Annotated in this window: 16 protein-coding genes; 6 read left to right on the top strand and 10 right to left on the bottom strand. The window is 72.2% G+C overall.

Annotated features, from left to right (window positions below; all coding sequences use genetic code 11):
• Positions 1 to 43: 43 nt before the first annotated feature.
• The 9 genes from ABZ923_RS26450 to ABZ923_RS26410 all read right to left on the bottom strand — a co-directional run bounded on the left by ABZ923_RS26450 (position 44) and on the right by ABZ923_RS26410 (position 12,320).
• On the bottom strand, positions 44 to 1,594 hold the full coding sequence (locus ABZ923_RS26450) for a GMC family oxidoreductase N-terminal domain-containing protein (protein ID WP_361476128.1): 1,551 nt from the start codon (positions 1,592 to 1,594) through the stop codon (positions 44 to 46).
• 32 nt (positions 1,595 to 1,626) lie between these two features.
• The gene (locus ABZ923_RS26445; RefSeq protein ID WP_361476126.1) at positions 1,627 to 3,192 is read right to left on the bottom strand and encodes an amino acid permease; all 1,566 of its coding nucleotides are present in this window, start codon (positions 3,190 to 3,192) and stop codon (positions 1,627 to 1,629) included.
• Between the two features lie 19 nt (positions 3,193 to 3,211).
• Positions 3,212 to 4,678, bottom strand: coding sequence for an aldehyde dehydrogenase family protein (locus ABZ923_RS26440; protein WP_361476124.1), 1,467 nt, complete (start codon positions 4,676 to 4,678; stop codon positions 3,212 to 3,214).
• Positions 4,671 to 5,816 (bottom strand): aromatic ring-hydroxylating dioxygenase subunit alpha, encoded by a 1,146-nt coding sequence (locus tag ABZ923_RS26435; RefSeq protein ID WP_361476122.1) that lies wholly within the window; start codon positions 5,814 to 5,816, stop codon positions 4,671 to 4,673. The genes ABZ923_RS26440 and ABZ923_RS26435 overlap by 8 nt, the downstream gene beginning before the upstream one ends.
• An 11-nt stretch (positions 5,817 to 5,827) precedes the next feature.
• Positions 5,828 to 6,988 (bottom strand): N-methyl-L-tryptophan oxidase, encoded by a 1,161-nt coding sequence (gene solA, locus ABZ923_RS26430; RefSeq protein WP_361476120.1) that lies wholly within the window; start codon positions 6,986 to 6,988, stop codon positions 5,828 to 5,830.
• A gap of 10 nt (positions 6,989 to 6,998) precedes the next feature.
• Positions 6,999 to 9,461, bottom strand: coding sequence for an FAD-dependent oxidoreductase (locus ABZ923_RS26425; RefSeq protein WP_361476118.1), 2,463 nt, complete (start codon positions 9,459 to 9,461; stop codon positions 6,999 to 7,001).
• A 44-nt stretch (positions 9,462 to 9,505) separates the two neighbouring features.
• On the bottom strand, positions 9,506 to 10,132 hold the full coding sequence (locus tag ABZ923_RS26420) for an MBL fold metallo-hydrolase (protein WP_361476116.1): 627 nt from the start codon (positions 10,130 to 10,132) through the stop codon (positions 9,506 to 9,508).
• Positions 10,129 to 11,214 carry an S-(hydroxymethyl)mycothiol dehydrogenase gene (locus tag ABZ923_RS26415; RefSeq protein WP_361476115.1) on the bottom strand — a complete coding sequence of 362 codons (1,086 nt, stop codon included), beginning with the start codon at positions 11,212 to 11,214 and terminating at the stop codon, positions 10,129 to 10,131. Before ABZ923_RS26415 ends, ABZ923_RS26420 begins: the two co-directional genes overlap by 4 nt.
• 269 nt (positions 11,215 to 11,483) lie before the next feature.
• Positions 11,484 to 12,320, bottom strand: coding sequence for an IclR family transcriptional regulator (locus ABZ923_RS26410; RefSeq protein ID WP_361476113.1), 837 nt, complete (start codon positions 12,318 to 12,320; stop codon positions 11,484 to 11,486).
• 301 nt (positions 12,321 to 12,621) lie between these two features.
• On the opposite strand from ABZ923_RS26410, the gene ABZ923_RS26405 reads away from it, so the two are divergent.
• On the top strand, positions 12,622 to 12,945 hold the full coding sequence (locus ABZ923_RS26405) for a bifunctional 3-phenylpropionate/cinnamic acid dioxygenase ferredoxin subunit (RefSeq protein ID WP_361476111.1): 324 nt from the start codon (positions 12,622 to 12,624) through the stop codon (positions 12,943 to 12,945).
• Between the two features lie 106 nt (positions 12,946 to 13,051).
• Complete coding sequence (locus ABZ923_RS26400) at positions 13,052 to 14,257, top strand: FAD-dependent oxidoreductase (RefSeq protein ID WP_361476109.1); 1,206 nt, start codon at positions 13,052 to 13,054, stop codon at positions 14,255 to 14,257.
• A gap of 339 nt (positions 14,258 to 14,596) precedes the next feature.
• Here ABZ923_RS26400 and ABZ923_RS26395 read toward each other — a convergent pair whose 3' ends face one another.
• Entirely contained in the window at positions 14,597 to 15,130 is a 534-nt protein-coding gene (locus ABZ923_RS26395) for a hypothetical protein (RefSeq protein ID WP_361476107.1), read from the bottom strand.
• Positions 15,131 to 15,549: 419 nt separating this feature from the next.
• On the opposite strand from ABZ923_RS26395, the gene ABZ923_RS26390 reads away from it, so the two are divergent.
• From ABZ923_RS26390 to ABZ923_RS26375, 4 genes are all read left to right on the top strand, one after another.
• Complete coding sequence (locus ABZ923_RS26390) at positions 15,550 to 18,357, top strand: nitrate- and nitrite sensing domain-containing protein (protein WP_361476105.1); 2,808 nt, start codon at positions 15,550 to 15,552, stop codon at positions 18,355 to 18,357.
• Entirely contained in the window at positions 18,354 to 18,788 is a 435-nt protein-coding gene (locus ABZ923_RS26385; RefSeq protein WP_358647666.1) for a roadblock/LC7 domain-containing protein, read from the top strand. The genes ABZ923_RS26390 and ABZ923_RS26385 overlap by 4 nt, the downstream gene beginning before the upstream one ends.
• A 9-nt stretch (positions 18,789 to 18,797) precedes the next feature.
• Positions 18,798 to 19,193, top strand: coding sequence for a DUF742 domain-containing protein (locus tag ABZ923_RS26380; protein ID WP_361476103.1), 396 nt, complete (start codon positions 18,798 to 18,800; stop codon positions 19,191 to 19,193).
• Between the two features lie 24 nt (positions 19,194 to 19,217).
• Positions 19,218 to 22,714, top strand: a 3,497-nt coding sequence (locus tag ABZ923_RS26375; protein ID WP_361476101.1) for a hydantoinase B/oxoprolinase family protein, incomplete at its 3' end; no start/stop codon positions are given.

The following is a 22,714-nucleotide window of genomic DNA, read 5'->3' as shown; positions in this document are numbered from 1 at the left end:
CCTCCTCGATCAAGCGACCTCTGTGATCAAGCGACCTCTGTGATCAAGCGACCTCCTTGATCAGGTCGGCGCACTTCTCGCCGATCATCATCGTCGTGATGCACGGGTTGACCGCGATCAGATCCGGCATCACCGACCCGTCGGCGACCCGCAGCCCCTCGACCCCCTTGACCCGCAGCCGCGCGTCGAGCGGGGCCGAGGGGTCGTCGTCGGCGCCCATCTTCACGGTGCACGACGGGTGGTAGACGGTGTTGTGCGTCTTGCGGATGTAGTCCAGCAGCTCGTCGTCCGTGCGGACCTCCGGCCCCGGCGCCAGCTCGGCGCCCGCCCAGCCGCTCAGCGCCGGCTGCGCGGCGATGCGCCGGGCCAGCCTCAGCCCGTACGTCATCACCCGCACGTCGTGCTCGTGCGTGAAGTACCGCGGGTCCACCTTCGGCTTGTCCCGGTAGTCCCGCGTCCGCAGCCGTACCGTGCCGCGTGACCTGGCCTTCGTGACGTTGGGGGTGAGGCAGAACGCGTTCTCCGAGGTCGGGTAGCCCCAGCGCGCGGTGTTCATGTCGAAGGGCACCGAGCCGTAGTGGAACATCAGGTCGGGCCGGTCCAGGCCGGGCTCGGTGTCGTAGAAGACGCCCGCCTCCCACCACTGGCTGGACGTGGTGGTCATCGGCTGCTTCGCCTCCCACATGATCACGCCCTCGGGGTGGTCCTGCAGGTTCTCGCCGACGCCGGGGGAGTCCACCGCGACCTCGACGCCGACCTCGCGCAGGTGCCCGGCCGGGCCGATGCCGGACAGCATCAGCAGCTTCGGGGAGTCGATCGAGCCGCAGGAGACGATCACCTCGCGGCGGGCCCGGACCGTGCGGGTGTGCACCAGATCCGGGTCCAGGTACTCGGCGCCCACGCACCGCCGGCCCTCCAGCACCAGCTTCCTGGCCCGCACCCCGGTGCGGACGTCCAGGTTCGGGCGTTTGCCCAGGACCGGGTGCAGGTAGGCCACGGACGAGGACTGGCGGATGTTGTTCTCGTCGGAGTTGATCTGGAACCAGTTGGCCCCGCGCACCACCGTCCGCCCGGTGTTGAACGGGACCGTCGGTATGCCGGCCTGCGCACACGCCTCCAGCAGGGCGGCGCCGCACGGGTCCCCGCCCTTCAGCGTGCGCAGCCGCACCGGGCCGGTGCGGCCGTGGTGGTCGCCGGGCGCGTCGTTGTTCTCCAGCCGCCGGTAGAGAGGGAACAGGTCGGCCGCGCTCCAGCCCGTACAGCCCTGGGCCGCCCAGTCGTCCAGGTCCTCCGCGGGCGCCCAGAAGGCGATACAGGAGTTGTGCGACGAACACCCGCCCAGCACCTTCGCACGCGCGTGCCGCATAAAACTGTTGCCGCTGCTCTGCGGTTCGACCGGGTAGTCCCAGTCGTACCCGGACTCCAGCAGGCCCATCCAGCGCTCCAGCTTCAGGACGTCGTCGTCGCCGACGTCGCTGGGGCCCGCCTCCAGCACGCACACCGTCACCGAGGGGTCCTCGGAGAGCCGGGCGGCCACGACGTTGCCCGCGGTGCCGCCACCGACCACGACGTAGTCGAACTCATCGTTGCTCATACGACCTCCAGGTCAGCGGGATCGGGGCGGAGTCACTCGGCCGCCGGGGCGGCGAGGGGAGCGGTCGCGGCGGCGGCGTCCGGGCGGTGCTCGGCGAGCACGCCGGTGCGGTGCCGCTGGACGCACCAGTAGTAGGCGAAGCCGCCGCCCGCGATGACCGCGACGAAGAGGACGGCGCCCCAGCGCAGGTACCAGTGGTACGGCGCGGAGGCGTTGTAGACCGAGGCGCGCGGCCAGATCAGGTTCACCGTCATGGCCGCGCCCCACACCACCGCGACGATGTTGACCAGCAGTCCCCAGCGGCCCAGCGAGAACCTGCCCTCGCCCGCGGGCTGCCACCTCCCGCGCAGCCGGGCCACCAGCATCGGCCCGGTGACGCCCAGATAGGCGAGGTAGATCATGACGATGCCGATGCTGGTGACGACGGTGAAGATCTGCGGCTGGCGGATGTTGACCACCAGAATCGCCAGCGCCAGCACACCGATGATCACGGCCGGCAGGACCGGGGTCTGGAAGCGGGGGCTGACCCGGGCCATCAGCGAGGACGCCGGCAGGTTGTTGTCCCGGGCCATCGCGAACGCCAGCCGGATCGCCGCCGTGTGCACGGCCAGCGCGCAGACCGTGACCGCGATCAGCACGCACCACAGCATCGCCTTGCCGGCCGTCGGGCCGAGCACGTCGAGCACGACGTACTGCAGGCCGTCGGTGGAGAGCTTGTCGCCCTTGAGACTGGAGACGCTCATGAGCGCCAGCAGCAGGACCAGACCGCCCAGGACGAACGAGGCGACGATCGCCCGGATGATCGCGCGGGGGGCGTTCCGGGACGGGTCCAGGGACTCCTCGCCCAGCGAGGCGGCGGTGTCGAAGCCGTACATGACGTACGCGGAGGCCAGCGAGGCCACCAGGAAGGCGCCGAGGTAACCCGTCGAGTATCCCGATCCCGTGTGGTTCGTCTGCATGACGACTTGAGGACCACGGGTGATGTGGACGGCGAACAGGATGATCAATACAACGGTCGCGATCAACTCGATGAACACACCCGCTGTGTTGATCGTGGCCATCAGCTTGACGCCGAACGCATTGACCAGCGTCGTGAACAGGATCAACACGGCGGCGAGGACGACCGCGTTGGTCGCCACGTCGTACGTGCCCGTGCCGTCCCCCACGAACTGGAACACCGACGAGATCTGCGGCAGCGTCAGCTGGTAGGCCAGCGCCACCGCCGAGATGGACACGATGGACGCGATCAGCATCATCCACCCGGCGAGCCAGCCGAGATGCGGATTGCCGATCTTCTTGGACCAGTTGTAGACCGAGCCGGCCACCGGATAGCGGGCGGCCAGTTCGGCGAAGCACAGGGCCACCGTGAACTGGCCGGCGAACACCATCGGCCACGACCACCAGTAGGCCGGACCGCCGCTGCCGTAGCCGAAGTAGAACAGCTGGAAGGTGCCGGTCAGGATCGAGATGTAGCTGATCCCGGCGGCGAAGGTGTGGAAGGTGCCCAGGGTGCGCTTGAGTTCGGGTCGGTAGCCGAACTCGGCGAGTTCGGCGTCGTCCTGGTGGTGGGGATCTGGTGATTGCTCGGTGGTCGTCATGAGCGGACTCCTCTGGCTGTCAGTCGAACCAGCCCTGCGGTGCCGGCGCCGTGTTGCGCCAGATGTGTTTCGTCTCGCGGTACTCGGCGAGCCCCGCCGGTCCGAGTTCGCGTCCGAACCCGGACTGCTTGTAACCACCCCACTCGGCCTGCGGCACGTACGGGTGGTAGTCGTTGATCCAGACCGTGCCGAGCCGCAGCCGCCCCGCGACCCGCGAGGCCCGCGCCTCGTCGGCGGTCCACACGGCGCCCGCGAGGCCGTAGACGGTGTCGTTGGCGAGCCGGACGGCCTCCTCCTCGGAGCTGAACCGCTCGACGGTCAGCACCGGTCCGAAGGACTCCTCCCGGACGACCGACATGCCGCTCGCGCACTCGTCCAGGACGGTCGGCAGGTAGTAGAAGCCGTCGTCGTATCCGGGACCGGAGGGCCGGGCCCCGCCGCAGCGCAGCACCGCGCCCTCCGCGAGCCCCCGCGCCACGTACGCCTCGACCTTGGCCCGGTGCGCCGCCGAGATCAACGGCCCGGTCTGCGCCCGCTCGTCGAACGGCCCGCCCAGCCGGATTTCCCCGGCCCGCCGTACGACCTCGTCCACGAACCGGTCGTGCAGCGCGTCCTCGACCAGCAGCCGGGCCCCGGCGGAGCACACCTGCCCCGAGTGCAGGAAGACGGCGGTCAGCGCCATGTCGACCGCCGCCTCGAAGCCGGCGTCCGCGAAGACGATGTTGGGGTTCTTCCCGCCGAGTTCCAGCGCCACCTTCTTCACCGTGCCGGCCGCCGCCGCCATCAGCCGGCGGCCGGTCTGCAGGCCGCCGGTGAAGGAGACCAGGTCGACGTCCGGGTGGTCGGCGAGCGGGGCGCCCGCCTCCGGACCGGCGCCCAGCACCAGATTGGCCACGCCCGGCGGCAGCCCCGCCTCGGCCAGCAGCCGGACCAGGTGGATCGCGGTGTGCGGGGTCAGCTCGCTCGGTTTCAGCACGAAGGTGTTGCCGGCCGCGAGTGCGGGCACGACCTTCCACGCGGTCTGCAGCAGCGGGTAGTTCCAGGGCGTGATCAGGGCGCAGACGCCGACCGGCTCGTACACCACCCGGCTGTCCACGTCCGGCCGCCCGGTGTCGATCACCCGACCTGTCTCGCTCGCCACCAGCCGCCCGAAGTAGCGGAAACAGTCGGCGACATCGTCGATGTCGTACGCGCTCTCCACCAGCCGCTTGCCCGTGTCCAGGGACTCGGCGCGGGCCAGGGCGTCCTTGTCCCGGGCGAGGAGGCCGGCGACCCGCAGCAGCAGGTCGGCGCGCTCCCCGGCGGGCGTACGCGGCCACGGGCCGGTGTCGAACGCCCGCCGGGCCGCAGCGACGGCCGCCACGGTGTCCTTGCCGCCGGCCTCGTCCACGACGCCGACCAGGGAGCCGTCGGCGGGACAGCGGATCTCCCGGGTGCGCTCGTCCAGGGCGCCCCGCCACTCACCGCCGATGAACAGGTCAGGCATGGGCTTCCCCCAGCCGGTCCAGCAGCCAGGCGTGGAAGATGCCGAGGTGGTGCTCGTTGGGGACCAGCACCCCGCCCCGGCGGTACGCGCGCGAGGACATCGCCGGCTGGGTGCGCTCGCACGCCTCGAAGTCCTGCACGTTGACGCGGTGGAACAGTTCCACGGACTTCGACACGTCCGCGCCCGAGTCCACCACCTCCGGCGCGTACAGCCAGTCGCACTCCACCACCGTGCGGTCCTCGGCCAGCGGGAACATGCGGTGCAGGATCACGTGGTCCGGGACGAGGTTGACGAACACGGTCGGCTTGACCGTGATGGCGTAGTAGCGGCGGTCCTGCTCGGCGCTCACCTCCGGCAGTTTGGCGAAGCCCTCGCTGCCGTCCACCGTGAAGCCCCTGATCTCCGTGCCGAACTCCGCGCCGTGGCCGACGTAGTACTGGGCCGCGTAGCCGTCGGCGAACTCCGGGAGCACCTCGGTGAGTTCCGGGTGGATCGTCGCGCAGTGGTAGCACTCCATGAAGTTCTCGACGATCAGCTTCCAGTTGGCGCGCACGTCGTAGGTGATGCGCTTGCCGAGGGCCAGCCGCTCGGTGCCGTAGTGCTCGATGGCGGCGGCGTCGCCGAGCCGTTCCACGGCCGCGTCCATCACGGTCTCCTCGAAGGAGGGCGGTTCGGCGGCCAGGCACACCCAGGCGTAGCCGAGCCACTCGCGCAGCGCCACCTTGATCAACCCGTACGCGACCCGGTCCACATCGGGCATCTTGATCAAGTTGGGTGCGGCGATCAACGTGCCGTCAAGGTCGTACGTCCACGCGTGGTACGGGCACTGGAGGCTGCGCCGCACCTCGCCGGACTCCTCGGTGCACAGCCGCGCCCCGCGGTGCCGGCACACGTTGAGGAAGGCGCGCAGCTCTCCGGTGCGGGTCCGGGTGACGATGACGTTCTCGCGGCCCACCTGGGCCGTGCGGAAGGCGCCCGGCCTGTCCAGGTCGGCGCTGCGGACGGCGCAGAACCACATCGACTCGAACAGCTTCTCCTGCTCGCGCCGGAAGACCTCCGGATCGGTGTAGTAGCGGCCCGGGAGGGTCGCGATGAGGCTCGGGGACGCGGGGCTCGGGGTGATCGGGGTCGTCGTCACGGGCGGGCTCCTCAGGCGGGCGCGGCGGCGGTGGCGGGCCGGGCGGGGTCGAACAGGCCGATCGGATGCGCGGTGGAACCGGTCAGCGCCAGGTCGGCGAGGATCTCGCCGACGACCGGCACGAACTTGAACCCGTGTCCGGAGAAACCGCAGGCCACGGTCACCGAGTCGGCATGCGCGGGGTGCCGGGCGATCACGAAGTGCTCGTCCGGGGTGTTGGAGTACATGCAGGTGGCGGCCTTGAGGAAGGTGCCGGGCAGGTCCGGGATGCAGCGGGACATGTGGTCGGCCATCGCCCGGATCTCGTCCTCGTGCACCGTCCGGTCGATGGTCTCCGGGGTCGTCTCCTGCCCCTTGCGGAAGAAGGCGACCTTGGCACCCAGTCCGGGGCCGTCGATGGCCGGGAAGCCGTAGACCTGGACGCCGGCCGCGTCCTCCCAGATGTAGACCGGGTGGTTCTCCGGCCGGAACGGCTCGGTGCCGCCCTTCGGCTGGAACCAGTACATGACCTGGCGCTCGATGGTGAACGGCACCCCGAGGTCGGCGAGCAGCTGCGGCGCCCACGCACCGGGGCAGATCACCAGCCGGCCGGCCGTGTAGGTGTTCTCGGCCGTGTGCACGCGCACCCCGTCCCGGTACGGCTCCCAGCGCCGCACCGGCTCCTCGAAGTGCAGGTCGGCGCCTTGCCGGGTGGCCAGCTGGAGGTGCGCGGCGACCATGTTCTCGGGCCGGACCAGGCCCGCCTTCGCCTCGTACAGGGCGACTTCGTCGTCGTACGGGGCGAGCGTGGGGAAGCGGCGGCGGATCTCCCCGGCGTCCAGCATCTCGTGGGGCAGGTCCCACTCGGTGGCCGAGCGCAGCGCGCCGGAGACGGTCCGCGATCCGGGCGGGCCGACCATCAGGCCGCCCGACAGGATCGCGATGTCCCGGCCGGTGGCCCGTTCCAGTTCGTCGTACAGCTCGTAGGCGCGCAGCAGCAGCGGCACGTAGGCCGGGTCCTCGAAGTACGACTGCCGGGTGACGCGTGAACCGCCGTGGCTGGAGCCGCGGTTGTGGACCGGGCCGAACTTCTCCAGGCCGAGGACGCGGGCGCCGCGCGCGGACAGGTGGTGGGCGGCGGCGCTGCCCATGCCGCCGAGTCCGATGACGATGACGTCGTAAGACGGTGACACTGGGCGCCTCCTAGCGACGGATGCGGGTCATCTCCGGGTCGAACAGCGGCTCGTCGGCGACGGTCGCCGGGACCTTCTGGCCGAAGTACTCGATGTGCACGCCGGTACCGCTGGTCAGGCCGGCCGGCAGCCAGGCGTAGGCGACGCAGCGGCCCAGCGTGTAGCCGTACGACGCGCTGGTCACGTAACCGGCCGGGGCGCCGTCGACATGGACCGGTTCCTTGCCCAGGACCACCGCGGCGGGGTCGTCCAGCAGGAGCGGGGTGAGCCGGCGGGAGGGTTCTCCGGCCCGCTGGAGCGCCGCCTTGCCGACGAAGTCCTCCTTGTCCATGCGGACGGCGAAGCCGAGGCCGGCCTCGAAGGGGGTGTGCTCGTCGGTCATGTCGGTGCCCCAGGCCCGGTAGCCCTTCTCCAGCCGCAGCGAGTTGAAGGCGGAGCGGCCCGCGGCGACCACGCCCAGCTCCTGCCCGGCCTCCCACAGCGTGTCCCAGAGCCTCAGGCCCAGGTCGGCGGTGGTGTACAGCTCCCAGCCCAGCTCGCCGACGTAGCTCAGCCGCATCGCCGTCACCGGCACGTGCCCGACGTGGGTCTGCTTCGCCCGGAAGTAACCGAAGCCCTCGTGGGAGAAGTCGTCGCCGGTCAGGGGCTGGACGAGGGCGCGGGCGAGGGGCCCCCACACGCCGATGCAGCAGGTGCCGGAGGTGATGTCGCGGACCTGCACGCCGTCGGGCGCGTGGCGGAGAAGCCGGTCCAGGTCGGCGGGGGAGTTGGCGCCGATCTGGAAGCGGTCGGGGGCGAGCCGGGCGACGGTGAGGTCGGAGCGGATGCCTCCGGTCTCGTCGAGGAGCAGGGTGTAGGTGACCGCGCCGGGCTTCCTGCGGAGGTTGTTGGTGGTCATGCGGTCGAGGAAGGCGAGGGCGCCGGGGCCGGTGACCTCCAGGCGGCGCAGCGGGGTCATGTCGTAGAGGGCGACCTTCTCGCGGGTGGCCTTCGCCTCGGCGGCGGCCGTGGGCGACCAGTAGCGGGCCGACCAGGCGTCGCGCTCGGGGAGGCCGTCGAGGGCGTCCACGAGCGGGGCGTTCGCCTCGTACCAGTGCGGGCGCTCCCAGCCGGCGCCCTCCAGGAAGAAGGCGCCGAGCTGCTGCTGGCGGGCGTGGAAGGGGCTGACGCGGAGGGGCCGGGGCTGTGCCATCGGCTGGAGCGGGTGCAGGACGTCGTACACCTCGACGAACTGCTGTGAACCGCGCTCACGGACGTACGCCGGTGAACGCTGCGCTTCCTCGAATCGCGTGAGGTCGCACTCGTGCACGTCGACGGCCGGTCTGCCGTTCACCATCCACTCGGCCACCGCCTTCGCCACCCCGGCCGAGTGGGTCACCCAGACCGCCTCGGCCAGCCAGAAGCCCCGCAGCCGCCGGGTCTCCCCGAGCAGCGGCATACCGTCCGGCGTGAAGGAGAAGACCCCGTTGAACCCGGTCTCGACCTCGGTCTCCCGCAGTGCGGGCAGCAGCCGCCGGCAGTCCTCCCAGCTCGGCGCCCAGTCCTCGGCGGTGAAGGGGTACGAGGACGGCATCTCCATGTCCCGGGCGCGTGCCTCGTCGTACGCCGGGACCGCGAACGGATCCACCGGCATCGGCCGGTGCGCGTACGAGCCGATCCCGATGCGGTCGGTGTGCTCGCGGAAGTACAGGTCGCGGTCCTGGAAGCGGAGGATGGGCCGCGTGGCCTCGGCCGTGGCGCCGCTCAGCCCGGGCAGCGGACCGGTCTTCGCGTACTGGTGGGCGAGGGGTTGCAGCGGTACGTCGATGCCCGCCATGCGGCCGATCACCGGGCCCCAGAAACCGGCCGCCGAGACGACGTGGTCGGCCGGGAAGGTACCCCGGTCGGTGACGACGGCGCTCACCCGGCCGTCCTGCTGCTCGATGCCGGTGACCGTGTGCCGCTCCCAGAAGCGGGCGCCGCGCGCGGAGGCGCGATCCATCTGGGCGCGGGCGGCGAGCAGGGCCCGGGCCAGGCCGTCGTCCGGGGTGTGGAAGCCGCCGAGGACCACCGACTCGTCCAGCAGCGGCCAGAGTTCCTTGCACCGGGCCGTGCTCACGACCTCGCCGCGGATGCCCCAGGAGGCCGCGTAGCCGGCCCTGCGGTGCAGCTCGGCCAGGCGTTCCGGGGTGGTCGCGAGTTCCAGGCCGCCGACCTGCTGGAAGCAGGAGACGCCGTCGGCTTCGAGGGAGCGGAACTTTTCCACGGTGTACCGGGCGAACTCCGAGAGGGTCTTCGACGGGCTGGTCTGGAAGACGAGGCCGGGGGCGTGCGACGTGGATCCGCCCGGGGCGGGCAGGGGGCCCTGTTCGAGGACGGTGACGTCCGTCCAGCCGCGGGCGGTCAGTTCGTCGGCCAGGGAGCAGCCGACGATGCCGGCGCCGATGACGACGACACGAGGTCCCTGGGACCCTGCTTCGGGGGTGCTGGACATGCCCCTCCTTGTGGTGGCGGGGAAGGCGGGTGCGGGGGAGCCGCTCAGGCGGTGGGGACGTGCGGCCGCTCGGCGGCGATCGTCGTGTCCGGGCCGTGGCCGGTGTGGACGACGGTGGCGCCGGGCAGCGTCAGCAGCCGTGCGCGCAGGGACGCCTCGATGGCCGGGCGGTCGGAGTAGGAGCGGCCGGTGGCGCCGGGGCCGCCGTGGAAGAGGGTGTCGCCGGTGAAGACGGCGTTCAGGAAGGGGGCGTGGAGCGAGCAGCTGCCCCAGGTGTGACCCGGGGTGTGGATCACCTGGAGTTCGATGCCGGCCACCGTGAGGATCCGGCCGTCGCGCAGCTCGCCGTCCGGCTTGCGGCCGGGGTGGGTGAGCGACCACAGCTCGGTGTCGTCGCGGTGCAGGAGTACGGGCGCGCCGGTCAGGACGGAGAGCGCGGGCGCCGCGTCGATGTGGTCGTCGTGCGCGTGGGTGCAGACGATGGCGGTGACCCGGCGGCCGGCGGTGGCCCGGTGGATCGCCTCGGCGTCGTGGGCGGGGTCGATGACCAGCACCTCCGCGTCGTCGCCGACCAGCCAGACGTTGTTGTCGACGTCGAAGGTCTCGCCGTCGAGGGTGAACGTGCCCGACGTCACGACGCGTTCGACGCGCACGGCCCCGTGGACGCTCACAGGACCACCACCGAACGCAGCACCTCACCGCGGTGCATCTTGCCGAACGCCTCCTCCACCTGGTCCAGGGCGATCGTCTCGGACACGAACGCGTTGAGGTCGAGCAGGCCGTAGAGGTACTGGTCGATGAGGAAGGGGAAGTCCCGGCTCGGCAGACAGTCGCCGTACCAGGAGGACTTGACGGCACCGCCGCGCGAGAAGACGTCGATCAGCGGGAGTTCGACCTTCATCTCGGGGGCGGGGACGCCGACCTGGACCAGCACACCCGCGTGGTCGCGCATGTAGAAGGCCTGCAGGAAGGTTTCGGGGCGGCCGACCGCGTCGATCGCGATGTCCACGCCGTGACCGTCGGTCAGCTCGCGGACCGCCTCCACGGGGTCGGTGCCCCGCGAGTTGACGGTGTGGGTGGCGCCGAACTTCTCCGCCTGGTCCAGCTTCCTGTCGTCGATGTCGACGGCGATCACCTTCATGGCGCCGTTCAGACAGGCGCCGGCGATGGCGGCGTTGCCGACGCCGCCGCAGCCGATGACGGCGACCGAGTCGCCCCGGCCGACGTTGCCGGTGTTGACCGCCGCGCCGTAGCCGGCCATCACCCCGCAGCCGATGAGTCCGGCCGCCTCGGGCCGTGCGGCGGGGTCGATCCTGACCGCCTGCCCCGCCGCGACCAGCGTCTTCTCGGCGAACGCGCCGATGCCGAGGGCGTTGCCGAGCGGGGTGCCGTCCAGCAGCGTCATGGGCTGTGCGGCGTTGCGGGAGTCGAAGCAGTACCAGGGCCGGCCGCGGCGGCAGGAACGGCAGCTGCCGCACGGTGCCCGCCAGGCGAGCACCACGTAGTCGCCGGGCTTCAGGTCGGTGACGCCCGGGCCGACCGCCGCGATGGTGCCGGCCGCCTCGTGGCCGAGCAGGAAGGGGAAGTCGTCGGTGATCGCGCCCTCCCGGTAGTGGAGGTCCGTGTGGCACACCCCGCAGGCCTGCACGTCGACGAGCACCTCACCGGGCCCCGGGTCGGGGACGACGATCGTCCGCACCTCCACGGGTGCGCCCTTCTCCACAGCGACTACGGCACGGACCTCGTGTGGCACGACAAGCTCCTCTGCTGTTGCGCATTGCACGATGGGTTGCGCGATGGGGAACATATTGAGAACGGCGTCACGGGGTCGTCAAGGGGTGCGCGTTAACCCTTGGCAAAAGGAACCTGTGGGGCGAAACCCGTCGGACACACGACGGCGCGGGACCGGGACGGTCCCGGTCCCGCGCCGTGGTCGCGGTGTGCGGTTGCCGGATCTCCTCCTGCGGCGGAGGCAGTGACGAAGCCGGCCTGTTCCGCCCGGTCGGGGCCCTCTGTTTCCGGTCAGAAGCCGTACCCCATCCGCCGGGACAGCTCGGCGCCCGCCGCGACCGTGCGCTTGGCCACCTCGGGCAGGCGGTCCGCGTTGAGCCGGTACACCGGCCCGGAGACGCTGATCGCCGCGATCACCTTGCCGTCGTGCGCGCGCACCGGTGCCGCGACGGCCGCGAGCCCCAGCTCCAGCTCCTCGATCGTGACGCCGTAGCCCTGCCCGACCACGGCCTCCAGCTCCGCGCGCAACATCGCCGCGCCGGTGATCGTACGGTCCGTGAACCGCGGCAACGGCCGTGCCAGCAGGCCCTCGCGGAGGGTCGGCGGCATGTGCGCGAGCAGCACCTTGCCGCTGGAGGTGGCGTGCAGCGGGGTACGTCTGCCCAGCCAGTTCTGCGCGGTCACGGACGCGGTGCCGCGGGCCTGCATGATGTTGACCGCCGCGTCGTCGTCGAGCACGGCGATGTTGACCGTCTCGCCCAGCTCGTCGGCGACCTCCCGGCAGACGGGGACGCCCTCCTGGGAGATGTCGAGACGCACTGCCGCCGCCCCCGCCAGGCGCAGTACGCCGGCCCCCAGGTAGTACTTCCCGCGGTCCTTGGCCTGGGCCACCAGGCCGCGGTTCTCCAGGACGCCGAGCAGCCGGAACGCCGTGGACTTGTGGACATCCAGTTCCTCGGCGATCTCGGTGACGCCCGCCTCGCCGTGCCGGGCGAGGATCTCCAGCACGCTCACGGCGCGGTCCACCGACTGCACCGCGCTGGCCGCGCCGCGGCCGCTCTGCCTCTCCGGGGCCCCTGGGTTCTCCGTGGTCTCGCTGCGGTCAGACTGCTTCTGCGTGCGGGTCATGGCTCAACTCTCACCACCTGTGGGCCCGGTTCGGGCCGCATCTGCGGGAAGCCCTTGACGTGACGGTCGTCCCGCCCGGATTCTGTTGCGCATAGCGCTAGATCGTGCGCCATGCGAAACATCATGTTACCGAAGTGTCCGGATCCCGGAAGGGCGCCGGACCCCCCGGACCGACGACGGTCCACCACTCCCTTGCCGCTTCGCCGGGCCGGACCGACGTGGTTCCGGGCTCCCGGCGGCATCCCTGACGCCTGCATCCAGCAGGTCCCGGACCGAGGGTCCCGGACCGAGAGGGGGGCTAGTGATTCCCGTCTGCCGCCTCGAAGACCTCCCCGAGGGAGAATCCGTCCGCGTCGCGGCCACGCCGCCGATCGCCGTGTTCCGCACCGAGGACGGCGAGTTGTACGCCGTCGACGACACGTGCACCCACCAGGACGCCTCCCTCTCCGAGGGCTGGCTGGAGGGCTGCCTCGTCGAGTGCCCGCTGCACGCGGCCTCCTTCGACCTGCGCACCGGCGAACCGACCTGCCTGCCGGCCCGGCGCCCCGTGCGTACCCACCGGGTCACCGTGGAGGACGGCGTCGTGTACGTCCACCTCGGCGCCGAGGAGGGTACGGCCGCATGACCACCGCCAGGCAGCCTCACCCCGCGGCCGCGGGCCGCAGCCGCCCGCCCGCCGCGGCACCGGCCCGCCCCCACCGCCCCGCGACCGACGCCAGGAGCACTGCCGTATGAGGACCGTGACCATCGTCGGCGCCTCCCTCGCCGGGCTGTACGCCGCCCGAGAGCTGCGCACCCAGGGCTTCGACGGCCGACTGGTGATCGTCGGCGAGGAACCCCATCACCCCTATGACCGCCCTCCTCTCTCCAAGGACTTCCTCACCGGCCGCGCCGACGAGAGCGGGCTGGCCCTCACCGACGCCGACGAGACCGCCGGACTCGACGCCGAGTGGCTGCTCGGGGTCCGCGCCCGTGGGCTCGACACCCGTGGCCGCACGGTCCTCCTGGACGACGGCCGTACGGTCTCCACCGACGGCGTCGTCATCGCCACCGGAGCCGCCGCCCGCCGGCTGCCCGGCGACAGCCTCACCGGCGTCCACACCCTGCGCACCCTGGACGACGCCCGCGCCCTGCGCGCCGACCTCACCCGGGGGACCCGCCGGGTCGTCGTCATCGGCGGCGGCTTCATCGGCGCCGAGACCGCCTCCTCCTGTGCCCGGCTCGGCCACGAGGTCACGGTGGTCGAGGCCGCTCCGCTGCCGCTCGTGCCCCAACTCGGCGCCCGGATGGCCTCCGTGTGCGCCGCGCTGCACCGCCGCGGCGGCGTCGCACTGGTCACCGGAACCGGCGTGGCCGCGCTCCGGGGCACCGCCGCGGTCACCGGGGTCGACCTCGCCGACGGCCGCACCCTGCCCGCCGACGTCGTGATCGTCGGTATCGGCGCCGCCCCGAACACCGCCTGGCTCGCCGGATCGACGCTCGCTCTGCACGACGGCGTGCTGTGCGACGACGGCTGCGTGACCGCCCTGCCCCAGGTGGTCGCGGTCGGCGACGTCGCCCGGGTCGGCGGCGCCCGGGCCGAGCACTGGACCTCCGCCACCGAGCAGCCCCGCGTCGCGGTGACCAACCTGCTCGCCGGCCACACCCGCGCGACCGCCCGACCGCTGCCGTACTTCTGGTCCGACCAGTACGACTCGCGGATCCAGTTCGCGGGCCGGTACCGCGAGGGCGACACCGTCCATGTCACCGAGGGCGAGATCACCGACGAGGGCACGCCCGGTACGTCCGGCTTCCTGGCCCGCTACGAACGCGACGGCCGTACCGTCGCCGTGCTCGGAGTGGACCGGCCCCGCGCCTTCCTGCGGGCCCGGCGCGAACTCCAGCGGGCGGAGGGAGAGCGGGACCGACGGGCGAGCGTGGCGTCGGCGGTGCTGTGACGCGCCGGGGCGACCGTGACCAACGGGATCGCCGGAGTCGCCGGGATCGCCGGCGTCACCGGGGTCGCGCCCGGTCGGGTCCCGGCTGGGCCGGCCCCGGCGGACCTGAGGCCCTGTGCAGCCGCGCGTCGCGGGAACCTGCGGCGCCCACGCACCGGACTCCGGCCGCCCGGTGGCGCGGCGGCGCCGTCAATCGGCGGTGGCGCCGGGCGCCTGGCCGTCTGTGATCCCGATGGCCCGGGTTTTGGCGGTCCGGGTCCTCGCAACCGGGGTTCCGGCGGCCCTGGCGGTCCGAGCCAAGGTCCGCCTGGGCCGTAGTGCGACAGTGGCCCGGCGGGGTCAGGAGTGCGACAGCTGACCGGCGCCGCCCCTGCGGCGTATCCGCTCCTGCTCCCGCAGGCTCGCCCGCTCCTGGCGCCGGCGGGCCCGCCGCTCCCGGCGCAGCGCCCGGGCCGTGCTGCTCGGCTCGGAGACGACGCCGTACCGCTGGCTCCACACCTGGCGGGTCACCCACACGTCGACCACGGCCCAGGTGGCCGCCACCGTGCTCACCACACTGCTGATCACCATGGGGAACGCCAGCCAGGACCCGGCCAGCGTGCACAGGAACGCCACCATCGCCTGAATCAGCGTCACCGCTATGACCAGGACGGCCCGCACCGCCGCCGTACGCACCGGATCGGGCATCGGGTGCCGCCGCGCGGGCTCCTCCACCCACAACGGCTGGTAGCTCTCCCGCTGTTCGTCACCGACGGACACCCCCGTGTGCCCACGCACCGATATGTCGTGATCCGGCGCCCTCCCGCCACGCCCCGCCTGCGAGCGTTCCGCCACGCTCTCCTCGGGCGCCCTGCGCCGCTCCGCCGTGCCCATCACCGTGTCACTCCCCACCGCCAGCAGACCGTTCGCCCCGGCGTCCGAAGACCCCGACTCCCCAGTGGCTGCCCGGCTTGCGCTGTTTTACGCCGCCGGGGTGCGGGATACGGCTCCTGTGGCCCATTCCGCCCCCATTTCCCATAGAGAAGGACGCACCAGAGCCGGCAAAGATTCCCAACTGGCGAAAATTTCCAGCCAACCGATGTCCGTGAGGTAACCGCCGGGCCGGGTACGGGTGTCCGTATCGCGGTGGCAATCTCACGCAATGCCCGGACAACTCGCCATGTCTCGCCGCCAGAGCGGAAGTTCGCCCTCCGGACATGCCTTCGAGTTAACTGTGGGGCGGTAGTAGGCTCGCGCCGTTTGCAGACGGACCTGAACACCCCCGACCGGCGGGGGTCGAGCTGGGGGAGGCCATGCGCTTTCGCGGGAAGTCGATCCGCCGGAAGATCGTGGCGCTGCTTCTCGTGCCGCTGGTGTCCCTGACCGCTGTCTGGGGTTTCACCACGGTGCTCACGGGGCGCGAGGTCGCCCGGCTGTTCCGCGTGACCGACGTGGTCGAGGACATCGGCTACCCGGCCGAGGATACCGCCCGCGTCCTGCAGCAGGAGCGCCGGCAGACCCTCGTCTACCTCGCCGACCCACGGGCCTCGGAGGCCCTGTCGGCACTGCACCGCACCCGCACCGCCACCGACCGGGCGCTCACCACCTTCCGCGCGAACGCCAAGGACGACGACATCCGGTCCGCCATGGACGGGGACGACGGCGAGCGCCTGACCGCCGTGCTGGACGCCCTCGGCGGTCTCGACTCGCTGCGCCGAGGCGTCGAGCAGGGCACCGTCACCCGGACCCAGGCGTTCTACCAGTACAACCGCCTCGTCGACCCCTGCTACGCGCTCCTCGCGTCCCTCGACGGCATCGACGACGTCGAGATCGACAAGCAGGCCCGCGCCCTGGTGAACATCACCCGTGCCCGCGAGCTGCTCTCCCGCGAGGACGCCCTGCTCGGCTCCTCCCTCGTCGTCGGCCGGCTCACCCGCGACGAGACCCGTGAGATCTCCGACCTCGTCGCCCAGCGCACCCTGCTGTACGACATCAGCCTGCCGCTGCTGCCCGCGGGGGAGCGCGAACGCTACGACCGCTTCTGGAAGAACGCCACCACGGCGCCGCTGCGGGCGGCCGAACGCTCCGTCACCTCGTGGGAGTCCGGCACCCCCCGCGGTGTCACCGCGCAGAGCTGGGACTCCGCCGCGGCGTCCGTCCTGAAGGAACTCGGCACCCTGGACGACCAGGTGGGCGACCGCTTCCAGGACCACGTGCGCCCCGTCGCCGTGGAGGTCATCGCGGAGGCGGCCGTCGCGGGCGTCCTCGGACTGGTCGCACTGCTGCTGTCCGTCGTGCTTTCCATCCGGGTCGGCCGCACCCTCATCCGCGACCTGCGCCAGCTGCGGCTGGAGGCGCACGAGGCGTCCGGCGTCCGGCTGCCCAGCGTGATGCGCCGGCTGTCCGCGGGAGAACAGGTCGACATCGAGACCGAGGTGCCGCGCCTGGAGTACGACAAGAACGAGATCGGCGAGGTCGGGCAGGCCCTCAACACCCTTCAGCGCGCGGCGGTCGAGGCCGCCGTCAAACAGGCCGAGCTGCGGGCCGGTGTCTCCGAGGTCTTCGTCAACCTCGCCCGCCGCAGCCAGGTGCTGCTGCACAAGCAGCTGACGCTGCTGGACAGCATGGAGCGCCGGACCGAGGACACCGACGAACTCGCCGACCTGTTCCGCCTGGACCACCTCACCACCCGTATGCGTCGGCACGCTGAAGGCCTGGTGATCCTCTCCGGTGCCGCGCCCTCCCGGCAGTGGCGCCGGCCCGTGCAGCTGATGGACGTCGTCCGCGCCGCCGTCGCCGAGGTCGAGGACTACGAGCGCATCGAGGTCCGGCGTCTGCCGCGGGTCGCCGTCACCGGGCCCGCCGTCGCCGACCTCACCCACCTCGTGGCCGAACTCCTGGAGAACGCCACCGTCTTCTCGCCGCCGCACACCGCCGTCCAGGTCCTCGGCGAGCGCGTCGCCAACGGCTTCACCCTGGAGATCCACGACCGGGGTCTGGGCATGACGGCCGAAGCGCTCCTGGACGCCAATCTGCGCCTCGCCGAGACCCCCGAGTTCGAACTCTCCGACACCGACCGGCTGGGCCTGTTCGTGGTCAGCCGCCTCGCCCAGCGCCAGAACGTGCGGGTGTCCCTCCAGCCGTCGCCGTACGGCGGCACCACCGCGGTGGTGTTCATCCCCGACGCGCTGCTGACCGACGACGTCCCGGACACGAACGGCATCGGCTTCCGGCTCGACCGGGATCGCTCGGCGACGGGCACCGAGGTCGTGGGCCGCGCCGGTGGGCGGTCCCCGGCACCGCTGCAGCTGCCCGGCCTGCCGACCTCCCTGCTGGACGGCCCGGTCGAGCTGGAGGCGCCCGTCGATCTCGATGCGCTGGACGACTTCCCCGGCGCTCTCCCGGACGAGGACAGCGAGCGGGGCGGCCTGTTCCGCCCCCGCCGACCCCAGCCGGAGGACGACGAGCAGGAAGCCGGCGGACCGGCCGACCGGCTGTCGCGCGAGGAGGCCGGAGACCGCGGGGCCGTACCCCCGCCACGGCGGCAGACCCCCAAACTGGTCAGCTCGCACGGCAAGCCCGTCAGCGACCAACGGCCCCGCCGCGGCGAACCGGACCCCGGCCCCTCCGCCGGACCACGCCGCTCCGACACGGGCGGACTGGCCCCGCTGCCCGCGCGCCGCCGCGGAAGCGCCTCCCGGCGCCCCAGCGACCTCACCGGCCGGGCCGAGGACCGTGCCGCCACCCCGGCCGCGAGCGCCGACCCGGCACCCGGGGCCCCGCCACTGCCCAGGCGCACCCGGCCCGGGGCACCCGGCGCCGCCGCTCCGGCGGACACGTCACGCGGCGGCACCACCGCACCCGCCGGGGACACCCCCGAACCGGCCGTCGGCGCGCTGCCCCGGCGGGTACGCCAGGCAAACCTGGCCCCCCAGCTCAAGCAGGACACCGACCGGCGCGCCGGGCGGGCGGAGGCTCCCGCCGACCGCGATGCCGAAGAGGTCCGCAGCCGGATGGCCTCGCTCCAGCGCGGCTGGCAGCGCGGCCGGGAGGAGAACGCCGAGGGCGACGGGGCCCGGAACGGCACAGCACGAGGAACGACTAAGGGGGACGGTCGATGACCGCACCGAAGGCGACCGGCCACACGGCGACGAACAAGGGCGAGCTGAACTGGCTCCTGGACGACCTGGTCGACCGGGTCGCCAGCATCCGCAAGGCCGTCATCCTGTCCGGCGACGGACTGCCGACGGGGGTGTCCAAGGACCTGACCAGGGAGGACAGCGAGCATCTGGCCGCCGTGGCGTCCGGCTTCCACAGCCTCGCCAAGGGCGTGGGCCGCCATTTCGAGGCAGGCAGCGTCCGGCAGACGGTGGTCGAGCTGGACGACGCCTTCCTCTTCGTCACCGCCGCCGGGGACGGCAGCTGCCTCGCCGTCCTCTCGGACGCCGACTCCGACGTCGGACAGGTCGCCTACGAGATGACGCTGCTGGTCAAGCGGGTCGGCGTGCATCTGGGCACCGCCCCGCGCACCGATCTGCCCGCAGGCGGGTAGTGGGATGGCATGAGCGCAGACGGTCAGACAAGAAAGCACTGGTTCGACGACGAAGCCGGGCCGGTCGTCCGTCCGTACGCCATGACGCGCGGCCGCACCACGAGTGCGGGTCAGCACCGCCTCGACCTGATCGCGGTGGTGGTCGCGGAGCCCGGCACCGGCGATCCGGAATCGGACCCGACACTGTCCCCCGAACACGTGGAGATCGTCGGTCTCTGCCGGGACGCACCGCAGTCGGTCGCCGAACTCGCCGCGGAACTCGACCTGCCGATCGGTGTGGTCCGCGTCCTCATCGGCGACCTGGTGCACGCGGAACTCGTCCATGTGACCCGGCCGGTCCCCCCGGCCGAGCTCCCGGACGAGAGTATTCTGCGCGACGTGATCAACGGCCTCCGGGCGCTGTGACCGGCGCGGAAGCGGGGTAGTGACGTGACTGGCTGGCAGTTCTGGGTCGACCGAGGCGGCACCTTCACCGACATCGTCGCGCGTCGCCCGGACGGCCGGCTGCTCATGCACAAGGTCCTGTCCGACAGTGCCACTCGCTCCGGCTCCCGGCCTCGCCCGAGCGGGGGGACCGCCGTCGCGGACGCCGCCGTCGCGGGCGTACGCGAACTCCTCGGCGCCTCCCAGGAGCCCGTCGAGGCGGTCCGCATGGGCACCACGGTCGCCACCAACGCCCTGCTGGAACGCAAGGGCGAGCGCACCCTCCTCGTCGTCACCCGCGGCTTCCGCGACGCCCTGCGCATCGCCTACCAGAACCGCCCTCGCATCTTCGCCCGCCGTATCGTGCTGCCCGAGCTGCTCCACGAACGGGTCGTGGAGGTGGACGAACGCGTCGCCGCCGACGGCACCGTCCTGCGCGCCCCCGACCTGGAGGCCCTGGCCGGCCCGCTCCAGGAGGCCTACGACGACGGCATCCGCGCCATCGCCGTCGTCTGCCTGCACAGCCACCTCCACCCCGGCCACGAACGCGCCGTCGGCGAGCTCGCCGCCCGCATCGGCTTCCCGCAGATCTCGCTGTCCAGCGAGGTCAGCCCGCTGATGAGGCTCGTCCCGCGCGGGGACACCGCCGTCGTGGACGCCTACCTCTCGCCCGTGCTGCGCCGGTACGTGCGGCACATCGCCGACGAACTGCGGGGCGTGCGGCTGATGTTCATGCAGTCGAACGGCGGGCTGACGGAAGCCGGGCAGTTCCGTGGGAAGGACGCCGTCCTCTCCGGGCCGGCCGGCGGCATCGTCGGCATGGCCCGCATGTCCCAGCGCGCCGGCTTCGACCGCGTCATCGGCTTCGACATGGGCGGCACCTCCACCGACGTCTCGCACTTCGCCGGCGAGTACGAGCGGGTCTTCACCACACAGATCGCGGGCGTCCGGCTGCGCGCCCCCATGCTGGACATCCACACCGTCGCCGCCGGCGGCGGCTCCGTCCTGCACTTCGACGGCTCCCGCTACCGTGTCGGCCCCGACTCGGCAGGTGCCGCCCCCGGCCCCGCCTGCTACCGCGCCGGCGGCCCGCTGACCGTCACCGACGCCAACGTGATGCTCGGCCGTATCCCACCCGCCCACTTCCCCGCCGTGTTCGGGCCCGACGGCGACCAGCCGCTGGACGCCGGCCTCGTCCGCCACCGGTTCACCGCCCTGGCGCGCGAGATCCACGAACGCACCGGCGACGACCGCACCCCCGAGCAGGTGGCCGAGGGCTACCTGCAGATCGCCGTCGCCAACATCGCCAACGCCGTGAAGCGGATCTCGGTCCAGAAGGGCCACGACGTCACCCGCTACGCCCTGACCACCTTCGGCGGCGCGGGCGGCCAGCACGCGTGCGGGGTCGCCGACTCGCTGGGGATCCGCACCGTCCTCGTACCCCCCATGGCCGGCGTGCTCTCCGCGCTCGGCATCGGCCTCGCCGACACCACGGCCATGCGCGAGCAGTCCGTGGAGGCGCCCCTGGAAGCCGCCGCCATGCCCGGCGTCCGCACGACGGCCGACGACCTGGAGACCGCCGCCCGCGCCGAACTCGTCGCCGAGGACGTCCCGGAGGACCGCATCCAGGTCACCCGCCGCGCCCAGCTCCGCTACGACGGCACCGACACCACTCTCACCGTCGCGCTGGGCGAGCCCGACGCCATGAGGCACGCCTTCGAAGAACGTCATCGCGCCACGTACTCCTTCACACTCGACCGGCCCGTCGTCGTGGAAGCCCTCTCCGTCGAAGCCACCGGCATCACCGCACCCCCCGATCTCTCCGCCCTCGCCCCGTACGAGGGCCGTTCCGATGCGCCCGGCACCGTCCGTCTCCACACCGGCGGCGCCTGGCGCGACGTACCCCTCCACCGCCGGGAGGCCCTCCCTCCCGGCGAGACCGTCACCGGCCCGGCGATCATCACCGAGGCCGGCGCGACGACCGTCGTCGACGACGGCTGGCGGGCCGCCGCGACCGATGACGGGCATCTGCTCATGGAACGCGCGGCGATTACGCAGAGTTCCGATCTCGACACAGAAGTCGATCCGGTTGTCCTTGAGGTCTTCAACAACCTCTTCATGTCCATCGCCGAACAAATGGGGGCGCGGCTGGAGTCCACGGCCCAGTCCGTCAACATCAAGGAGCGGCTGGACTTCTCCTGCGCCCTGTTCGACCCGGACGGAAACCTGGTGGCCAACGCCCCCCACATCCCCGTCCACCTGGGCTCCATGGGCACCAGCGTGAAGGAGATCGTCCGCCGCCGCGGCTCCGCCATGCGACCGGGCGACACCTACGCCGTCAACGACCCGTACCACGGCGGCACGCACCTCCCGGACGTCACCGTGATCACCCCCGTCTTCGACACCGACCGGGGCACGGACACGCGGAGTGAGCCACGGATCCTCTTCCACGTCGCCTCACGCGGTCACCACGCCGAGATCGGCGGCATCGCCCCCGGTTCCATGCCCGCCCACAGCAGCACCATCGAAGAGGAGGGCGTCCTCTTCGACAACTGGCTCCTCACCGAGAACGGCCGCTTCCGCGAGGAGGAGACCCGCAGGCTGCTCACCGAGGCGTCGTACCCGTCCCGCAATCCGCGCACCAACCTCGCCGACCTGCGCGCCCAGATCGCCGCCAACCAGAAGGGCGTCGACGAGGTCCGCCGCATGATCGAGGAGTTCGGCCTCGACGTCGTCCAGGCCTACATGCGGCACGTCCAGGACAACGCCGAGGAGGCCGTGCGCCGCGTCATCGACGCCCTGGACGACGGTGAGTACGCCTACGAGACCGACTCCGGTGCCGTCATCCGGGTGCGGGTGCGCGTCGACCGCACCGAGCGCCGGGCGACCATCGACTTCACCGGCACCTCCGCGCAGCTCGCCACCAACTTCAACGCGCCCCTGGCGGTGGTCGACGCGGCCGTCCTCTACGTCTTCCGCACGCTGGTCGCCGACGACATCCCGCTCAACGACGGGTGCCTGCGCCCCCTGGACATCATCGTGCCGGCCGGCTCGATGCTCGCGCCCGAGCCGCCCGCCGCCGTCGTCGCCGGCAACGTCGAGACCTCCCAGGCCATCACCGGCGCGCTCTACGCGGCGCTCGGCGTCCAGGCCGAGGGGTCGGGCACCATGAACAACGTCACCTTCGGCAACGACCGGCACCAGTACTACGAAACCGTCGCCTCCGGGTCCGGGGCCGGTGACGGTTTCCCCGGTGCCGACGTGGTCCAGACCCACATGACCAACTCCCGGCTCACCGACCCGGAAGTCCTGGAGTGGCGGCTTCCGGTCCGGCTGGAGGAGTTCGCCGTACGGCGGGGCAGCGGCGGCGCCGGGCGGTGGCCCGGCGGCGACGGAGCCGTCCGCCGCATCCGGTTCCTCGAACCGATGACCGTCTCCACGCTCTCCCAGCACCGCCGCGTGCCCCCGTACGGCATGGCCGGCGGTGCCCCCGGCGCGCTCGG

Origin of the sequence: Streptomyces sp. NPDC046881, assembly GCF_040645015.1 — a bacterium.
Lineage (GTDB): Bacteria > Actinomycetota > Actinomycetes > Streptomycetales > Streptomycetaceae > Streptomyces.
This window is presented reverse-complemented; position numbering and strand designations above follow the sequence as displayed.